This is a genomic window from Streptomyces sp. MS06 (assembly GCF_047200655.1).
GTDB lineage: Bacteria > Actinomycetota > Actinomycetes > Streptomycetales > Streptomycetaceae > Streptomyces.
Genome location: NZ_JBJZOJ010000023.1, coordinates 26189 through 40681, shown reverse-complemented (window position 1 = coordinate 40681; position 14493 = coordinate 26189). Strand labels below are relative to the sequence as shown.

Below are 14493 nucleotides of genomic sequence, written 5' to 3'. Positions count from 1 at the left end.
GACGTCAGCGGCGGTCGACGGCGCGCGGCGGCGAAGCCGGGTCGGGCTTGCCGCCGAGCCACTCCTGGAAGGCCCGGCTGGGCCCCGACCACCGCCGGTCGTGCCGGTAGGCGCGCAGGATGGCCCGGGCCCGGGCCCGCGGACGCCGCCGGTAGAAGCGGCGGGCCCAGGGCGAGCCCGGGCGGGCCAGGCGTACCGCGCCGACCACGCCGAGCAGCGGCACGATCACGCTGAAGATCGCCATCCGGGGCTTGCCCTTGGCCAGGACGGCCAGCGAGAACAGGAAGTTGATCGCCACGGTGGCGATCACGTCGGCGCGGTTCTGCAGTTCGTCCTCGCTCACGCCGTTCACCCCGAACGGCGCGAAGCCGGCGAGGACGAGGCCGACCAGCGCGGCGGTGACCACGACGACCTCGACGCTCTGCCGGCCGGCCTCCGTCCAGTAGACGTCGTCGAGGTGCAGGATCAGCGCGAACTCGTCCAGCACCAGCCCGACCCCGACCCCGAAGATCACCGCGCTCAGGTACGAGCCGAAGCCGTGCCGCCCGCCGGCGACCGCGCCGAAGCCGCCGATGACGGTCAGCACGACGCCGGGGACGACGTGGTGGATGTGCAGGCCGCCCGCACTGACGTTGCCGAAGGGTCCCCTGCCGGCGCGGATCAGCCGGGTGATGAGCCGGGTGATCAGGAAGGTGGCGACGAAGGCGGTGAGCGCGAGGAGCAGCGGAAGCTTGCCCGGCTCGATGATGTTGCGCTGCAACCATTGCCCCATATACGCAATATACGAACTCTGCCGACGGCTGCCCGCCCCGCCTCACCGGCCACCGGGTAGCCTGCGCCGGTGTCCACGCCTCCCGCCACCACCGGCCTCCGCTTCGCCTTCGGCACGCTGACCGTGCTGCCCGTGCGGGTCCACCGCTGGGATCGCGGGGCCGCCCGCGACGGTATGACGTGCGCCCCGCTCGCCGGCCTCGTCGTCGGCGCGGCCGCCGCGCTGCTCGGCGTGGTGCTGCTGCTCCTCGGCGCGGGCCCGCTGCTCGCCGCCGTCGCCACGGCCGCCGTGCCCGCCGCACTCACCCGGGGCCTGCACCTCGACGGGCTGGCCGACACGGCGGACGGGCTGGGCAGCGGCAAACCCGCCGAGGACGCCCTGCGGATCATGAAGCAGTCGGACATCGGACCGTTCGGGGTACTCACCCTCGTCCTCGTGCTGCTCGCCCAGGTGGCCGCGCTGGCCGCGGCCTACGGCGACTCCTGGGCGCGGGGTGCGCTCGCCGCGGTCGTCTCGGCCACCGTCGCCCGCCTGGCGCTCACCCTGGCCGCCCGCACCGGGGTGCCGGCCGCCCGGCCCGAGGGGCTGGGCGCCGCGGTGGCCGGGGTCGTCCCGGTGGGCCGGGCGGCGGTCGCGGCGCTCGTGGCCGCCGCGGCGGCCGCCGGGGCGGGCGCCCTGCTCGGCGGCCACGAGGCGGTGCGCACCGCACTGGCCGTCGCCGCCGCCCTCGCCGCCGCGGAGCTGCTGCTGCGGCACTGCGTCCGCCGCTTCGGCGGGGTCACCGGGGACGTGTTCGGCGGACTCGCGGAGACGGCCGCGACGACGGCGCTCGTGGTGCTGTCCCTGGGCCGCTGAGTCCGCCCGGTCCGCTGAGTCCGCCCGGTCCGCTGAGTCCGCCCGGTCCGCCCGGTCCGCCGGGGCCGCCGGGGCCTTCGGTGCGGACGCTTTCCGGGGCCGGCGCCGGCGGACAGCGGCGGGCGCCGGCGCGGACGGTCACCAGTCCCGCCCCTCCGGCAGGTCGTGCAGGCCGGGGGCGGAGAGGTGCAGTACCTCGTAGCGCTCGGTCGCGTCCTCGTCCGGGTCGCAGTCGTGCGCCCACAGCACGAAGCGCAGCAGCTGCCAGCGGTGGGGGTCGACGGCCAACGCGGCGGTGTGCACGCCGTCGCGGCGGGAGAGCCGCCGCAACCGTGCGAGCTCCCGCTCGACCAGTGCGGACAGGCCCAGTCCGGTGCCGTCCGGGTCCGCGTCCGCGGGCAGGGCGGTGAGGCGGCGCGAAGCCGCGCGGGGAGGCGCCGTGCGGGCGGGGCCGGCATGGCAGGCGACACCGGTCCAGTGACGGGCCGCGGGACGGCCGAAGTCCCGGACGATGTTCTGGAACCCGCCGCCGCCGACCAGGAAGCGGGCCATGGCACCGGTGTCGTTCCACAGGTAGAAGGGGGCGTACTGGTTGACCGGCGAGCCGTCGATGCCGCGTTCGCGGACGACGTACGCCTTCAGACCGAGTCCGGCACGGTCGTCGAGGACGTGGCCGCCGTCGGCCACCCGCTTGCGGATGGTCCGCATGTCGTAGTCGGCCGGCAGGGTGATCTCGTACTGGCTGGCGTACACGGGGTGTACCGCCTTTCGTCGGTGGCGGTCAGCGGGCGGCCGGGCGGGCCGGGTACTCGGCTTCGGTGACATGGCTGCCGCGTTCGGCCTCGGTGCCGTCCTCGGCGACCTCCTGGACGGCCAGATGCGTCATGGAGGCGGTGGGAGACGCTCCGTGCCAGTGCCACTCGCCGGGTGCGACGCGCACGCTGTCGCCCGTGCGGATGGTGTGCACCTCGCCACCGAGGCACTGGACGAGGCCCGTACCCGCGGTGACGTGGAGGACCTGGCCGAGGGGATGGCTGTGCCAGGCGGTGCGGGCGCCGGGCGCGAAGTGCACGCTGTCGACGCGGAGGTGCGACGCCCCCTCGGGTGCGGCGATCTCGTCGACCCAGGCCGCGCCGGCCACCCATTCCGGTGGCGCGGCGGCGGTGGGCCGCGGTGTGCGGGAGACACGCATGGCGGGCCTGCCCTCTCTACTCGTGGTCGGTGGGGACACGGGCGGCCAGGAAGTCCAGCAACCCGGCGACGGCCTGTTCGAACGGCTGCACGGAGTCGGCGGCGCGGGCCAGGACGTAGCCGCCCTGCAGGGTCGCGACGATGGTCGCGGCGACCGCCCGCGGGTCCGGCGCGCCCACCAGCTCGCCGCGCTCGCACCCCTCTTCGAGGACCTCGGCGAGGCGCCCGCGCAGCCAGGCCAGGGTCTCGTCGACCGGAGCCCGCAGCACCGGGTCGGCCATGACGTCGGGGTCCTGGGTGAGACGCCCGATGGGGCAGCCCCTGAGGACGTCCCGCTCCCGGCGCAGGTACGCGCCGATGCGGTCCACGGCGGTGCCCGGGGCGGAGAACTGCTCCTCCGCCTCGGCCCGCATCTCCTCCGCGGTGCGGCGGATCGCGGCGAGCGCCAGGTCGGGCTTGCCGGAGAAGTGGTGGTACATGCTGCCCTGCCCGGCTCCCGCCCGCTGCTGGATGGCCTTCGGGCTGGTACCGGTGTAGCCGCGCTCCCACAGCAGTGCGCGAGCGCTTTCGATGAGGCGTTCCTCGGTGCTCATGCGAGCACTGTACATACTAGTAGGTACAGAATGCATCCCCGCCCCGGCCGCCGCAGGCGCGGGCAGGGCCGTCGGGTAGCCTCATCGGCCGTACACGGACAACCATGCTGGTGATCGGGGGACCCACATGCCCAAGCTGCGCCGTGCCGCGGCCTGGTTCATCGACTTCGCGCTGGTGGTCGCGGCGGCCTCGGTGCTCGCCGTGCTCACCTTCCACCGGATATCCCTGCTCGTCACCGACGTGCCCGGCCTGGCCACGCGCAGCGGGCTCGACCTGCTGACCTCGCGGGGCGACGTGCTGGACGCCTCGGGACGGCTCGGCCTCTCGCTGTGGGACGAGGCCGTGCTGGACGTCGAGCAGGCCTTCGGGCTGCTGGTGCTCGGCACCTTCCTCTACCAGTGGGTCTGCCTGGCCCTCGTCGGGCGCACCGTCGGCAAGGGGGTGCTCGGTCTGAAGGTCGCCCCGAGGGCGAAGCGGAGGGCTGCGCTGCGCGCCGCCGTCACCACGGCCTCCGACGTCGCCGTGTACGCGCTGGCCTGCGTCCTGCTGATCAAGGGCCAGTTCGTGCTGTCGGTGCTGGTCTGGGCGCTCGCGGTGGCCGTCTTCCTGTGCAACGCGCTGCCGGTGCTCTCCCCGAGCCGCCGCTCGCTCGCCGACCGGCTCGCCGGGACGGCGGTGGAGGCGCTGGGCTTCAGCAGGGCCGGCGCCACGCCCCCAGCTCGCGGTGCTTCCGCATCGAGCTGAGCCGCAGCCTGCGCGCCTCGGCGCAGAAGCGCTCGGTGGGCAGGTCGTACTCCACGTGGAAGACCGCCTTGCCGGACTCGACGAAGGGGGTGAGCGCGGCGCACTCGCCGTACCGCGCGCAGCTCTCGTTCACCGCGAAGTCGAAGTCGCCGACCAGGTCCGGGATCTGGTCGAGGTCGTTCTTCAGGCCGACCGCCATGCCGCGGTCGTGGGCGAGGCGGGCGACCAGCCGGTTGTAGCGGAGCTGGTCGCCGGCCGTCAGCGGGAAACCGGTGCGGTTGCGGTAGCCGTCCATGTTGTCGGGCTCGACCGCGTCGAAGCCCTTGGCCCGGCACATGTCGAGGCGGGCGGCCATCAGCGGTTCCAGCACGCCGGTGCGGCGGATGTCGAGCCACCGCTCGCCCGGCCAGCCGTTGCCCGCGCCGAGGACCGAGGCCGGGAAGGAGTCCGCGTCCGGCCGCCAGTCCTCCCAGGCGCCCGTCGAGACGTAGCAGACGACCCGGCGGCCCGCGCGGTGCAGGGCGGCGACGGTCGCCGCTGACCGGTCGAAGCCGTCGATGTCGTAGACGGGCACGTCGACGGAGGTGTCGAGCCGCCCGCTGAGCTGCCACTGCCAGGGGGTGCCGGGGCGCGGCTGCCAGCGCCCGCCGCCCGCCGTCGCACCGTGCCGGACGGCGGCGCCGTCGGGGCGGGTGCCGCCGGGCGCCGGGGCGCAGCCCGCGAGGGCCAGGAGCAGGGCGGTCAGGACGGGCAGGGAGCGTCTCACCGGGCGGCCTCCTGGATGTGCGCTGGTGTGCCCGCCATGATCCCGCGTCCCCGTCGTACCCGGCCGGCCGGGTACGACGGGGACCTCGCGGGGGCGACCGGCCGGGCGCCGCGCGCGGCGCACCGGGACCCGATGGGCGTGGCGCGGCTTCTCGGGTGCGAGGATCGGGAAACGGTCACGACGCCGCCGACAGGTGGACGCCCGCAGTAATGAGCGAACGCTCATACGCGCGTAGTCTCGTGCCGGGTGTCCTCACCGCTTCGCCGCGTCGGTGGGGACCCCGGTCGGACCGCTCCCGCGAGCCGGATCTACTGTCGGCCGTCGGGCCCGGCCGACCCACACCGTTCGGCCACAGAAACTCCACATCGGAAGCGAGATATCACCACCGTGACTGCTCTCACTCTCAGCACCTCCGCGGCGCCCGGTCTGCGGGCCGACGCGATCGTGATCGGCGTGGCCAAGGGCGCCGCGTTCGAGTCGGACGACCTGGTCGTCGCCCCGGGCGCAGAGGCCGTGGACCAGGCCTACGACGGCCGGCTCGCCGGCGTCCTGGAGACCCTCGGGGCCACCGGTGCCGAGAGCGAGGTGACGAAGCTGCCGGCACCGGCCGGCTTCAAGGCCCCGCTCGTGGTGGCGGTGGGCCTGGGCGCCGAGCCCGAGGACGGCGCCCCGTACGAGGGCGAGGCGCTGCGCCGGGCCGCCGGCGCGGCCGCCCGCGCCCTGGCGGGCTCCGGGAAGGCCGCCTTCGCGCTGCCGCTGGCCGACCCCGCCGACACCGGCGCGATCGCCGAGGGCGTGCTGCTGGGCGCGTACGCCTTCGACACCTACAAGGCGAACGGCGCCCAGGCCAAGAAGGGCGCGAAGGCGAAGAACGGCAAGGCCCCGCTCGCCGAGGCCGCCCTGCTCGGAGCCAAGCCGCGCGACGCCGCGCACAAGGCTGCCCTGGCGCGCGCCACCGCCGTGGCCGAGGAGCTGAACCGGGCCCGCGACCTGGTCAACACCCCCGCGAACGACCTCTACCCGGAGGCCTTCGCCGCGCTCGCGCAGACCGCGGCCAAGGAGCACGGCCTGAAGGTGCAGGTGCTCGACGAGAAGGCGCTGACCAAGGGCGGCTACGGCGGCATCCTCGGCGTCGGCGGCGGCTCGGCCGCCGCGCCGCGCCTGGTGAAGCTGTCGTACACGCACCCCAAGGCGGAGAAGCACCTCGCGCTGGTCGGCAAGGGCATCACCTACGACTCGGGCGGCATCTCGCTGAAGCCGGCCGGCCACAACGAGACCATGAAGTGCGACATGAGCGGCGCGGCGGCGGTCTTCGCCGCCGTGGTCGCGGCCGCGCGCCTCGGCCTGAAGGTCAACGTGACCGGTTGGCTGGCGCTGGCGGAGAACATGCCGTCGGGTTCGGCCGTCCGCCCGGGCGACGTGCTGCGGATGTACAGCGGCAAGACCGTCGAGGTCCTCAACACGGACGCCGAGGGGCGGCTGGTGCTGGCCGACGCGCTGTGGGCGGCGTCCGGGGAGAAGCCGGACGCGATCATCGACGTGGCCACGCTGACCGGTGCGATGGTGCTGGCGCTGGGCAACCGGACGTTCGGCGTGATGGCCAACGACGAGGCGTTCCGTACCGCGCTGCACGAGGCCGCCGAGGAGGTCGGCGAGCCGGCCTGGCCGATGCCGCTGCCGGAGCACCTGCGCAAGGGCATGGACTCCCCGGTCGCGGACATCGCGAACATGGGTGAGCGGATGGGCGGCGGCCTGGTCGCCGGCCTGTTCCTGCGGGAGTTCGTCGGCGAGGGCATCACCTGGGCGCACCTGGACATCGCGGGGCCCGCCTTCAACGAGAGCGGTCCGTTCGGGTACACGCCGAAGGGCGGTACCGGTTCGGCCGTGCGGACGCTGGTGCGGGTCGCCGAGCTGGCGGCCTCCGGCGACCTCGGCTGAGGTCGGACGGCCCCGGCAGGGGCCGGACCGCCCGCCCGGGCCGCCTTGCCGTACGGCGCGGCGGCCCGGGCGGGCGTCGTTCGCCCCGCTCCCCGAGCGGGCCGCGCACCGGTGCGGTCCCGCGGCCGGGAGCGGGGCCCGTACCGCGCCACCGGGGAAGTGGGACGTCTCACACCCCGGCCCCGCGTCTCCTCGGGCGGCGACAAGTGCGAAGATGGGGCACGGCAGGACAGGGCCCCACCCAAGGGCCGAAGAACGAGCGGCCGGACACCCGCCGCCGACCGGTCGCCGACGACCGGCGCACGGCGCACATGCATGGAGGACGTGACGTGGCGAACGACGCCAGCACCGTTTTCGACCTAGTGATCCTCGGTGGTGGCAGCGGTGGTTACGCCGCGGCCCTGCGCGGGGCGCAGCTGGGACTGGACGTCGCCCTGATCGAGAAGGACAAGGTCGGCGGCACCTGCCTGCACCGGGGTTGCATCCCCACCAAGGCCCTGCTGCACGCGGGCGAGATCGCCGACCAGGCGCGCGAGAGCGAGCAGTTCGGCGTCAAGACGACCTTCGAGGGCATCGACGTACCCGCCGTCCACAAGTACAAGGACGACGTCGTCTCCGGCCTGTACAAGGGGCTGCAGGGACTCGTCGCCTCCCGCAAGGTGACGTACGTGGAGGGTGAGGGGCGGCTGTCCTCGCCCACCTCCGTCGATGTGAACGGGCAGCGGATCCAGGGCCGCCACATCCTCCTGGCGACCGGTTCCGTGCCGAAGTCGCTGCCGGGTCTGGAGATCGACGGCAACCGCATCATCTCCTCCGACCACGCCCTCGTGCTGGACCGCGTGCCGAAGTCCGCGATCGTCCTGGGCGGCGGCGTCATCGGCGCCGAGTTCGCCTCGGCGTGGAAGTCCTTCGGCTCGGACGTCACGATCATCGAGGGCATGAAGCACCTCGTGCCGGTCGAGGACGAGAACAGCTCGAAGCTGCTGGAGCGGGCCTTCCGCAAGCGCGGCATCAAGTTCAACCTGGGCACCTTCTTCCAGAAGGCCGAGTACACCCAGGACGGGGTCAGGGTCACCCTCGCGGACGGCAAGCAGTTCGAGGCCGAGGTGCTGCTGGTGGCCGTCGGCCGCGGACCGGTCTCCGCCGGTCTGGGCTACGAGGAGGCCGGGATCGCCATGGAGCGCGGCCACGTCGTGGTCGACGAGTACATGCGGACCAACGTCCCGACCGTCTCCGCGGTCGGCGACCTGGTTCCCACCCTCCAGCTCGCGCACGTCGGCTTCGCCGAGGGCATCCTGGTGGCGGAGCGGCTGGCCGGTCTGAAGACCGTCCCGATCGACTACGACGGCGTGCCGCGGGTGACGTACTGCCACCCGGAGGTCGCCTCCGTGGGTCTCACCGAGGCCAGGGCCAAGGAGATCTACGGTGCGGACAAGGTCGTCGCCCTGAAGTACAACCTCGCGGGCAACGGCAAGAGCAAGATCCTGAAGACCGCGGGCGAGATCAAGCTCGTCCAGGTCAAGGACGGTGCCGTGGTCGGCGTCCACATGGTCGGCGACCGGATGGGCGAGCAGGTCGGCGAGGCCCAGCTGATCTACAACTGGGAGGCGCTGCCGGCCGAGGTCGCCCAGCTCGTCCACGCCCACCCGACGCAGAACGAGGCGCTCGGCGAGGCTCATCTGGCGCTGGCCGGCAAGCCGCTGCACGCGCACGACTGACCCTCGGTCGCCACACGTCGTAGCGACGACCCAGACTTCCGCAACTCGTAAGGAGCAACCGAAACCATGGCGGTTTCCGTATCCCTTCCGGCGCTCGGCGAGAGCGTCACCGAGGGCACTGTCACCCGCTGGCTGAAGGCCGAGGGCGAGCGCGTCGAGGCCGACGAGCCGCTGCTCGAGGTCTCCACCGACAAGGTCGACACCGAGATCCCCTCCCCCGCCTCCGGCGTGCTGGCCTCCATCAAGGTCGCCGAGGACGAGACGGTCGAGGTCGGTGCCGAGCTCGCCGTCATCGACGACGGCTCCGGCGCCCCGGCCGCGGCCCCCGCACCGGCCGCCGAGGAGGCCGCGCCGCCGGCCCCCGCTCCGGCCCCGGCGGCCCAGGAGTCCCCCGAGCCGGCCGCGCCGGCTCCGGCGCCTTCCGCGCAGGCCGGCGGCGGTGCCGAGGGCACGGACGTGGTCCTGCCCGCGCTCGGCGAGTCCGTCACCGAGGGCACCGTCACCCGCTGGCTGAAGGCGGTCGGCGACTCCGTGGACGCCGACGAGCCGCTGCTCGAGGTCTCCACCGACAAGGTCGACACCGAGATCCCGGCGCCCGCCTCCGGCGTGCTGCTGGAGATCGTCGTCGCCGAGGACGAGACGGCCGAGGTCGGCGCCAAGCTGGCCGTCATCGGCGCCGCGGGTGCCGCCCCGGCCGCCCCCGCGCAGCCGGCCGCCCCGGCCCCCGCGCCGGCCGCCCCGGCACAGCCCGCCGCCCCGGCCCCCGCGCCGGCCGCCCAGGCTCCGGCCCCGGCCCAGCCGGCCGCTCCGGCGCAGCCCGCCGCCCCGGCTCCGGCACCCGCCGCGCCGACCCGGCCCGCGGCCCCCGCCGCGCCGGCTCCGGCCGCCGCCGCGCCGACCGACGAGGGCGCCTACGTCACCCCGCTGGTGCGCAAGCTCGCCGCCGAGAACGGCGTCGACCTGGCGGCCGTCAAGGGCACCGGCGTCGGCGGCCGTATCCGCAAGCAGGACGTCCTCGCGGCCGCCGAGGCCGCGAAGGCTCCCGCCCCGGCGGCGGCCGCGCCCGCGGCCGCGAGGAAGGCGCCCGCGCTGGAGGTCTCCCCGCTGCGCGGCCAGACCGTCAAGATGACCCGCATCCGCAAGGTCATCGGCGACAACATGGTCAAGGCGCTGCACGAGCAGGCGCAGCTGTCCTCGGTGGTCGAGGTCGACGTCACGCGCCTGATGAAGCTGCGCGGCCGGGCCAAGGACTCCTTCGCGGCCCGCGAGGGCGTCAAGCTGTCCCCGATGCCGTTCTTCGTCAAGGCGGCCGCGCAGGCGCTGAAGGCCCACCCGGTCGTCAACGCCAGGATCAACGAGGCCGAGGGGACCATCACCTACTTCGACGCCGAGAACATCGGTATCGCGGTGGACTCCGAGAAGGGCCTGATGACCCCGGTCATCAAGAACGCCGGCGACCTCAACATCGCCGGTATCGCGAAGGCCACGGCCGACCTGGCGGGCAAGGTCCGCGCGAACAAGATCACTCCGGACGAGCTGTCCGGCGCGACCTTCACCATCAGCAACACCGGCTCGCGCGGCGCGCTGTTCGACACGATCATCGTGCCTCCGGGCCAGGTCGCGATCCTCGGCATCGGTGCCACGGTCAAGCGCCCGGCCGTCATCGAGACGGAGGAGGGGACGGTCATCGGCGTGCGCGACATGACGTACCTGACCCTGTCCTACGACCACCGCCTGGTGGACGGCGCGGACGCCGCCCGCTACCTGTCGGCGGTCAAGGAGATCCTGGAGGCGGGCGAGTTCGAGGTCGAGCTCGGCCTCTGATCCGCCGGTGCGGTGCGCCGCACCACGGATCGCACGCCCCTCAGCGGTCACTGGCGCCCCCGCCCGGAACACTCCGGGCGGGGGCGTCCCGCTGCCCGGCCCCCGCGATGCGGCGGCCTCGGCGCCGCGGGCCGCGCCGGTGCGCGTGTAAGTCTCGTCTCACCTGCGTGAAAGCGTCCCCGTGCACCCCCTCCGGGACGGCTCGCGGCCTTATTGTCTAGAGCGTCAGACGCCCTCCGGGGTCCCGCCCGCCGCCCGACCGCCGCCCCGCGGGGCGGTCCTCCGGGCCCCGCACCACTGGATTCTGAGCCCTTCCCTAAGGAGCCCTCATGACCGCGCCCGTCGTCCACTCGCTCCGCGAGCAGATCCGCGAGCACATCCTGGAGGGGATCATCAGCGGGCGCTGGCAGCCGGGCGAGCGGATCGTGGAGCGCCGTATCGCCACCGAGCTGGAGGTCAGCCAGACCCCGGTGCGGGAGGCGCTGCGCGAGCTGGAGTCGCTGCGGCTGATCGAGTCGGCGCCCAACAAGGGCGTGCGGGTGCGCAGCCTGACCGCGGCCGACCTGGAGGAGAGCTACCCGGTCCGGGCCGGTCTGGAGGCGATCGCGGCGGAGCTGGCGGCCGACAGGCTGGCGGTGGACTGCTCGGTGCTGGAGCCGCACGTGGCCGCGCTGTACGAGGCTGACCGACTCGCGGACGGCACCGCGCAGGTCCGGCACACGGTGGCGTTCCACCGGGAGCTGGTCCGCGCGGCCGGCAACTCGGTGCTGCTGCACACCTGGGAGGGCCTGGGCATCGAGGTGTTCACCGCGCTGTCCATCCGGTGGCTGGGCACCGTGCAGCAGTCGTACGCGGAGGAGCACGAGGAGCTGGTGGCCGCCTTCCGGCGCCGGGACCCGCGGATCGCGGAGCTCGTGAAGGCCCATGTGCTGGGCTGCGCCCCGCGCCACGAGTCCTGAGCGGCGGTTCGCTCATCCGTGCTCCGACCTGCGAAAACCATTCGAAAACGCGTCACCGGGTGCCTTGGGTGATGACACCCCGTGCCTACTTTCTCGTGATCAAGAGGTTTTCCCCCTCAACCCTTTGATCGATCATCGATCAAGGGGTTACAGTCACCGACGGACCTGCGACGGGGTCGCACCTCGACACCGCACCGGGGTCCGCTGCCCTGTCCTGCCACAAGACCGAGGGCACCCCCGAACCCTTGCCGATGAGGGAACCCCCTTCGACTGAGGAAGGCGGCGACATGACCGACCCCAACGCCATCCAGCCGAGCGAGCTCGACCAGCTCCCGGACCGCGACCCGGAGGAGACCGCCGAATGGCGGGCCTCGCTGGACGCCGTCGCCGAGGCCGCCGGGCCGCACCGTGCCGCATACCTGATGCGCCGCACGCTGGAGCGCGCGGAGGGCGCCGGCATCGCGCTGCCGAAGCTCCTCGAGACGGACTACGTCAACACCATCCCGACCGCCGCCGAGCCCGCGGTGCCCGGCGACCCGGAGATGGAGGCCCGGATCACCGCGTGGAACCGCTGGAACGCGGCCGCCATGGTGACCCGCGGCAGCAAGTACGGCGTGGGCGGCCACATCGCCACCTTCGCCTCCGCGGCCTGGCTCTACGAGACCGGCTTCAACCACTTCTTCCAGGGCAAGGAGGGCGACGGGTCGGGCGACCAGCTCTACATCCAGGGCCACGCCTCCCCCGGGATCTACGCCCGCGCCTTCCTCGACGGCCGGCTGACCGAGGAGCACCTGGACAACTTCCGCCGGGAGGCCGGCGGCAACGGCCTGCCGTCCTACCCGCACCCGCGGCGCCTGCCCTGGCTGTGGGAGTTCCCGACGGTGTCGATGGGCCTGGGCCCGCTGTCCGCGATCTACCAGGCGCGCTTCAACCGCTACCTCACCAACCGCGGCATCAAGGACGTCTCGTCCTCGCACGTGTGGGCGTTCCTCGGCGACGGCGAGATGGACGAGCCGGAGTCGACCGCGGCACTGGCGCTGGCCGCGCGTGAGGAGCTGGACAACCTCACCTTCGTCATCAACTGCAACCTCCAGCGCCTGGACGGCCCGGTCCGGGCCAACTTCAAGATCGTGCAGGAGCTGGAGGCCCAGTTCCGCGGCGCCGGCTGGAACGTCGTCAAGACGCTGTGGGGTACCGCCTGGGACGAGCTGTTCCGGCTCGACACCACCGGCGCGCTGCTGCGCCGCCTGCGCGAGGTACCGGACGCGCAGATCCAGACGTACCAGACCCGCGGCGCCGCCTACATCCGCGAGGACTTCTTCGGGACCGACCCGGCGCTGGTCGAGATGGCGAAGCTGCTGGGCGACGACAAGATCCTCGACTGCTTCCACTTCTCCCGCGGCGGCCACGAGCCGCGCAAGGTCTACGCCGCGTACAAGGCCGCCGTGGAGCACAAGGGCGCGCCGACGGTGATCCTGGCGCAGACGGTCAAGGGCCACACCCTCGGCGACGGCTTCGCGTCGAAGAACGCCAACCACCAGATGAAGAAACTGACGGTGGACGAGTTCAAGACCATGCGGGACCTGCTGGGCCTGCCCATCCGGGACGCCGACTTCGCCGACGGGACGGTCCCCTACGGCCACCCGGGCGCCGACTCGCCCGAGGTCCGCTACCTCCAGGAGCGCCGCGCCGCCCTCGGCGGCCCGGCCCCGGCCCGCCGCGTGCACCCGGTGGCCCCGCTGCCCGCCCCGGCCGCGAAGGCGTTCGCCGCCTTCGACAAGGGCTCCGGCTCGCAGAACGTCGCCACCACCATGGCGTTCGTCCGCCTGGTCAAGGACCTGGTCCGCGACAAGGAGTCGGGCCGGCGCTGGGTGCCGATCGTCCCCGACGAGGCGCGCACCTTCGGCATGGAGAGCCTGTTCCCGTCGCTGGGCATCTACTCGCCCAAGGGCCAGACGTACGAGCCGGTCGACCGCGACCAGCTGATGTACTACAAGGAGGCCCGCAACGGGCAGATCCTCAACGAGGGGATCACCGAGGCCGGCTCCATGGCCGACTTCATCGCCGCCTCGACGTCGTACGCGACGCACGGCGAGACGATGATCCCGTTCTACATCTTCTACTCGATGTTCGGCTGGCAGCGCACCGCCGACCAGATGTGGCAGCTCGGCGACCAGCTCGGCCGCGGTTTCCTGGTCGGCGCGACCGCCGGGCGCACCACGCTGACCGGTGAGGGCCTGCAGCACGCCGACGGCCACTCCCCCGCCCTCGCGGCGACCAACCCGGCGGCGCTGACCTACGACCCGGCGTTCGCCTACGAGGTCGCGGTCATCGTGCGCGAGGGCCTGCGCCGCATGTACGGGGAGGCGCAGCCGGGCGAGGACCAGAACGTCTTCTACTACCTCACCGTCTACAACGAGCCGCTGCCGCAGCCGGCGAAGCCGTCCGCGTCAGGCGTGGACGAGGGCATCGTCAAGGGCCTGTACCGCTTCAACACCGCGGAGTCGGCGGGCCTGTCCCCGGCGGCGAACGCCCCCCGCATCCAGCTGCTGGGCTCGGGCACCGCGATCCACTGGGCGCTGCGCGCGCAGCGGCTGCTCGCCGAGGAGTGGGGCGTGGCGGCCGACGTGTGGTCGGCGACGTCCTGGGGCGAGCTGCGCCGCGACGCGATGGAGGCCGACGCGGCCCTGCTGCGCGGCGAGGAGCGCACGCCGTACGTCCGCCAGGCGCTGCACGGGGCCGAGGGCCCGGTGCTCGCGGTGTCCGACTACATGCGCCAGGTTCCGGACCAGATCGCGCAGTGGGTCGAGCAGGACTACTCCTCGCTGGGCGCCGACGGCTTCGGCCTGTCGGACACCCGTGAGGCCGCCCGCCGCCACTTCGGCGTCGACGCCGAGTCGATCGTCGTCGCGGCCCTCGCCCAGCTCGCGCGCCGCGGCGAGGTGAAGGCCACCGCGGTCAAGGAGGCACGGGAGAAGTACGGCCTCTGAGGGCCGGTCATGCCGGAGGGCTCCCGCGTCGCGGCGCGGGAGCCCTCCGGCGTGTCGGCGGGTGTCCCGCGTCCCGGCGGCGGGCTTTCCGCGCACGGTGGCGCAGTCGGTCCTCGCGGTCGGTCCGCGCGGGAGGCGCCCG

Annotated in this window: 12 protein-coding genes; 7 read left to right on the top strand and 5 right to left on the bottom strand. The window is 73.6% G+C overall.

Going from position 1 to position 14493, the window contains the following annotated elements; genetic code table 11:
• Window positions 1-4 precede the first annotated feature (4 nt).
• On the bottom strand, window positions 5-772 hold the full coding sequence (locus ACL02U_RS14860; RefSeq protein WP_412791278.1) for a hypothetical protein: 768 nt from the start codon (window positions 770-772) through the stop codon (window positions 5-7).
• Window positions 773-841: 69 nt separating this feature from the next.
• Between ACL02U_RS14860 and ACL02U_RS14855 the strand changes: the two genes are divergently transcribed.
• Window positions 842-1627: an adenosylcobinamide-GDP ribazoletransferase gene (locus tag ACL02U_RS14855; protein ID WP_412791277.1), complete on the top strand. Its 786-nt coding sequence runs from the start codon at window positions 842-844 to the stop codon at window positions 1625-1627.
• 138 nt (window positions 1628-1765) lie between these two features.
• Here ACL02U_RS14855 and ACL02U_RS14850 read toward each other — a convergent pair whose 3' ends face one another.
• Genes ACL02U_RS14850 through ACL02U_RS14840 form a run of 3 tightly spaced genes read right to left on the bottom strand, consistent with a single transcriptional unit; the run spans window position 1766 to window position 3411 of the window.
• Entirely contained in the window at window positions 1766-2380 is a 615-nt protein-coding gene (locus ACL02U_RS14850) for a DUF4865 family protein (protein ID WP_412791276.1), read from the bottom strand.
• Between the two features lie 28 nt (window positions 2381-2408).
• Entirely contained in the window at window positions 2409-2819 is a 411-nt protein-coding gene (locus ACL02U_RS14845) for a cupin domain-containing protein (protein WP_412791275.1), read from the bottom strand.
• A 16-nt stretch (window positions 2820-2835) separates the two neighbouring features.
• Window positions 2836-3411: a TetR/AcrR family transcriptional regulator gene (locus tag ACL02U_RS14840; protein ID WP_412791274.1), complete on the bottom strand. Its 576-nt coding sequence runs from the start codon at window positions 3409-3411 to the stop codon at window positions 2836-2838.
• A gap of 127 nt (window positions 3412-3538) precedes the next feature.
• Between ACL02U_RS14840 and ACL02U_RS14835 the strand changes: the two genes are divergently transcribed.
• Entirely contained in the window at window positions 3539-4156 is a 618-nt protein-coding gene (locus tag ACL02U_RS14835) for an RDD family protein (RefSeq protein ID WP_412791273.1), read from the top strand.
• Here ACL02U_RS14835 and ACL02U_RS14830 read toward each other — a convergent pair.
• Window positions 4104-4922, bottom strand: a complete 819-nt coding sequence (locus ACL02U_RS14830) for an endo alpha-1,4 polygalactosaminidase (protein WP_412791272.1) — start codon at window positions 4920-4922, stop codon at window positions 4104-4106. The two genes, ACL02U_RS14835 and ACL02U_RS14830, sit on opposite strands and share 53 nt — an antisense overlap.
• A gap of 387 nt (window positions 4923-5309) precedes the next feature.
• Here ACL02U_RS14830 and ACL02U_RS14825 point away from each other — a divergent pair, with 387 nt between their 5' ends.
• From ACL02U_RS14825 to aceE, 5 genes are all read left to right on the top strand, one after another.
• Window positions 5310-6860, top strand: a complete 1551-nt coding sequence (locus ACL02U_RS14825) for a leucyl aminopeptidase (protein WP_412791271.1) — start codon at window positions 5310-5312, stop codon at window positions 6858-6860.
• A 329-nt stretch (window positions 6861-7189) separates the two neighbouring features.
• Window positions 7190-8578, top strand: a complete 1389-nt coding sequence (gene lpdA / locus ACL02U_RS14820) for a dihydrolipoyl dehydrogenase (RefSeq protein WP_412791270.1) — start codon at window positions 7190-7192, stop codon at window positions 8576-8578.
• Between the two features lie 66 nt (window positions 8579-8644).
• Entirely contained in the window at window positions 8645-10402 is a 1758-nt protein-coding gene (gene sucB / locus ACL02U_RS14815; RefSeq protein WP_412791269.1) for a 2-oxoglutarate dehydrogenase, E2 component, dihydrolipoamide succinyltransferase, read from the top strand.
• A 329-nt stretch (window positions 10403-10731) separates the two neighbouring features.
• Entirely contained in the window at window positions 10732-11361 is a 630-nt protein-coding gene (locus tag ACL02U_RS14810) for a GntR family transcriptional regulator (RefSeq protein WP_412791268.1), read from the top strand.
• A 287-nt stretch (window positions 11362-11648) separates the two neighbouring features.
• The gene (aceE, locus tag ACL02U_RS14805; protein WP_412791267.1) at window positions 11649-14351 is read left to right on the top strand and encodes a pyruvate dehydrogenase (acetyl-transferring), homodimeric type; all 2703 of its coding nucleotides are present in this window, start codon (window positions 11649-11651) and stop codon (window positions 14349-14351) included.
• The last annotated feature ends 142 nt before the right edge of the window (window positions 14352-14493 follow it).

Excerpts from the sequence above, each read along its gene's own strand:
- ACL02U_RS14840 (WP_412791274.1), bottom strand. The coding sequence starts at position 3,411 with ATGAGCACCGAGGAACGCCTCATCGAAAGCGCTCGCGCACTGCTGTGG.
- sucB (WP_412791269.1), top strand. The coding sequence starts at position 8,645 with ATGGCGGTTTCCGTATCCCTTCCGGCGCTCGGCGAGAGCGTCACCGAG.
- ACL02U_RS14810 (WP_412791268.1), top strand. The coding sequence starts at position 10,732 with ATGACCGCGCCCGTCGTCCACTCGCTCCGCGAGCAGATCCGCGAGCAC.
- ACL02U_RS14835 (WP_412791273.1), top strand. The coding sequence starts at position 3,539 with ATGCCCAAGCTGCGCCGTGCCGCGGCCTGGTTCATCGACTTCGCGCTG.
- ACL02U_RS14845 (WP_412791275.1), bottom strand. The coding sequence starts at position 2,819 with ATGCGTGTCTCCCGCACACCGCGGCCCACCGCCGCCGCGCCACCGGAA.
- ACL02U_RS14860 (WP_412791278.1), bottom strand. The coding sequence starts at position 772 with ATGGGGCAATGGTTGCAGCGCAACATCATCGAGCCGGGCAAGCTTCCG.
- aceE (WP_412791267.1), top strand. The coding sequence starts at position 11,649 with ATGACCGACCCCAACGCCATCCAGCCGAGCGAGCTCGACCAGCTCCCG.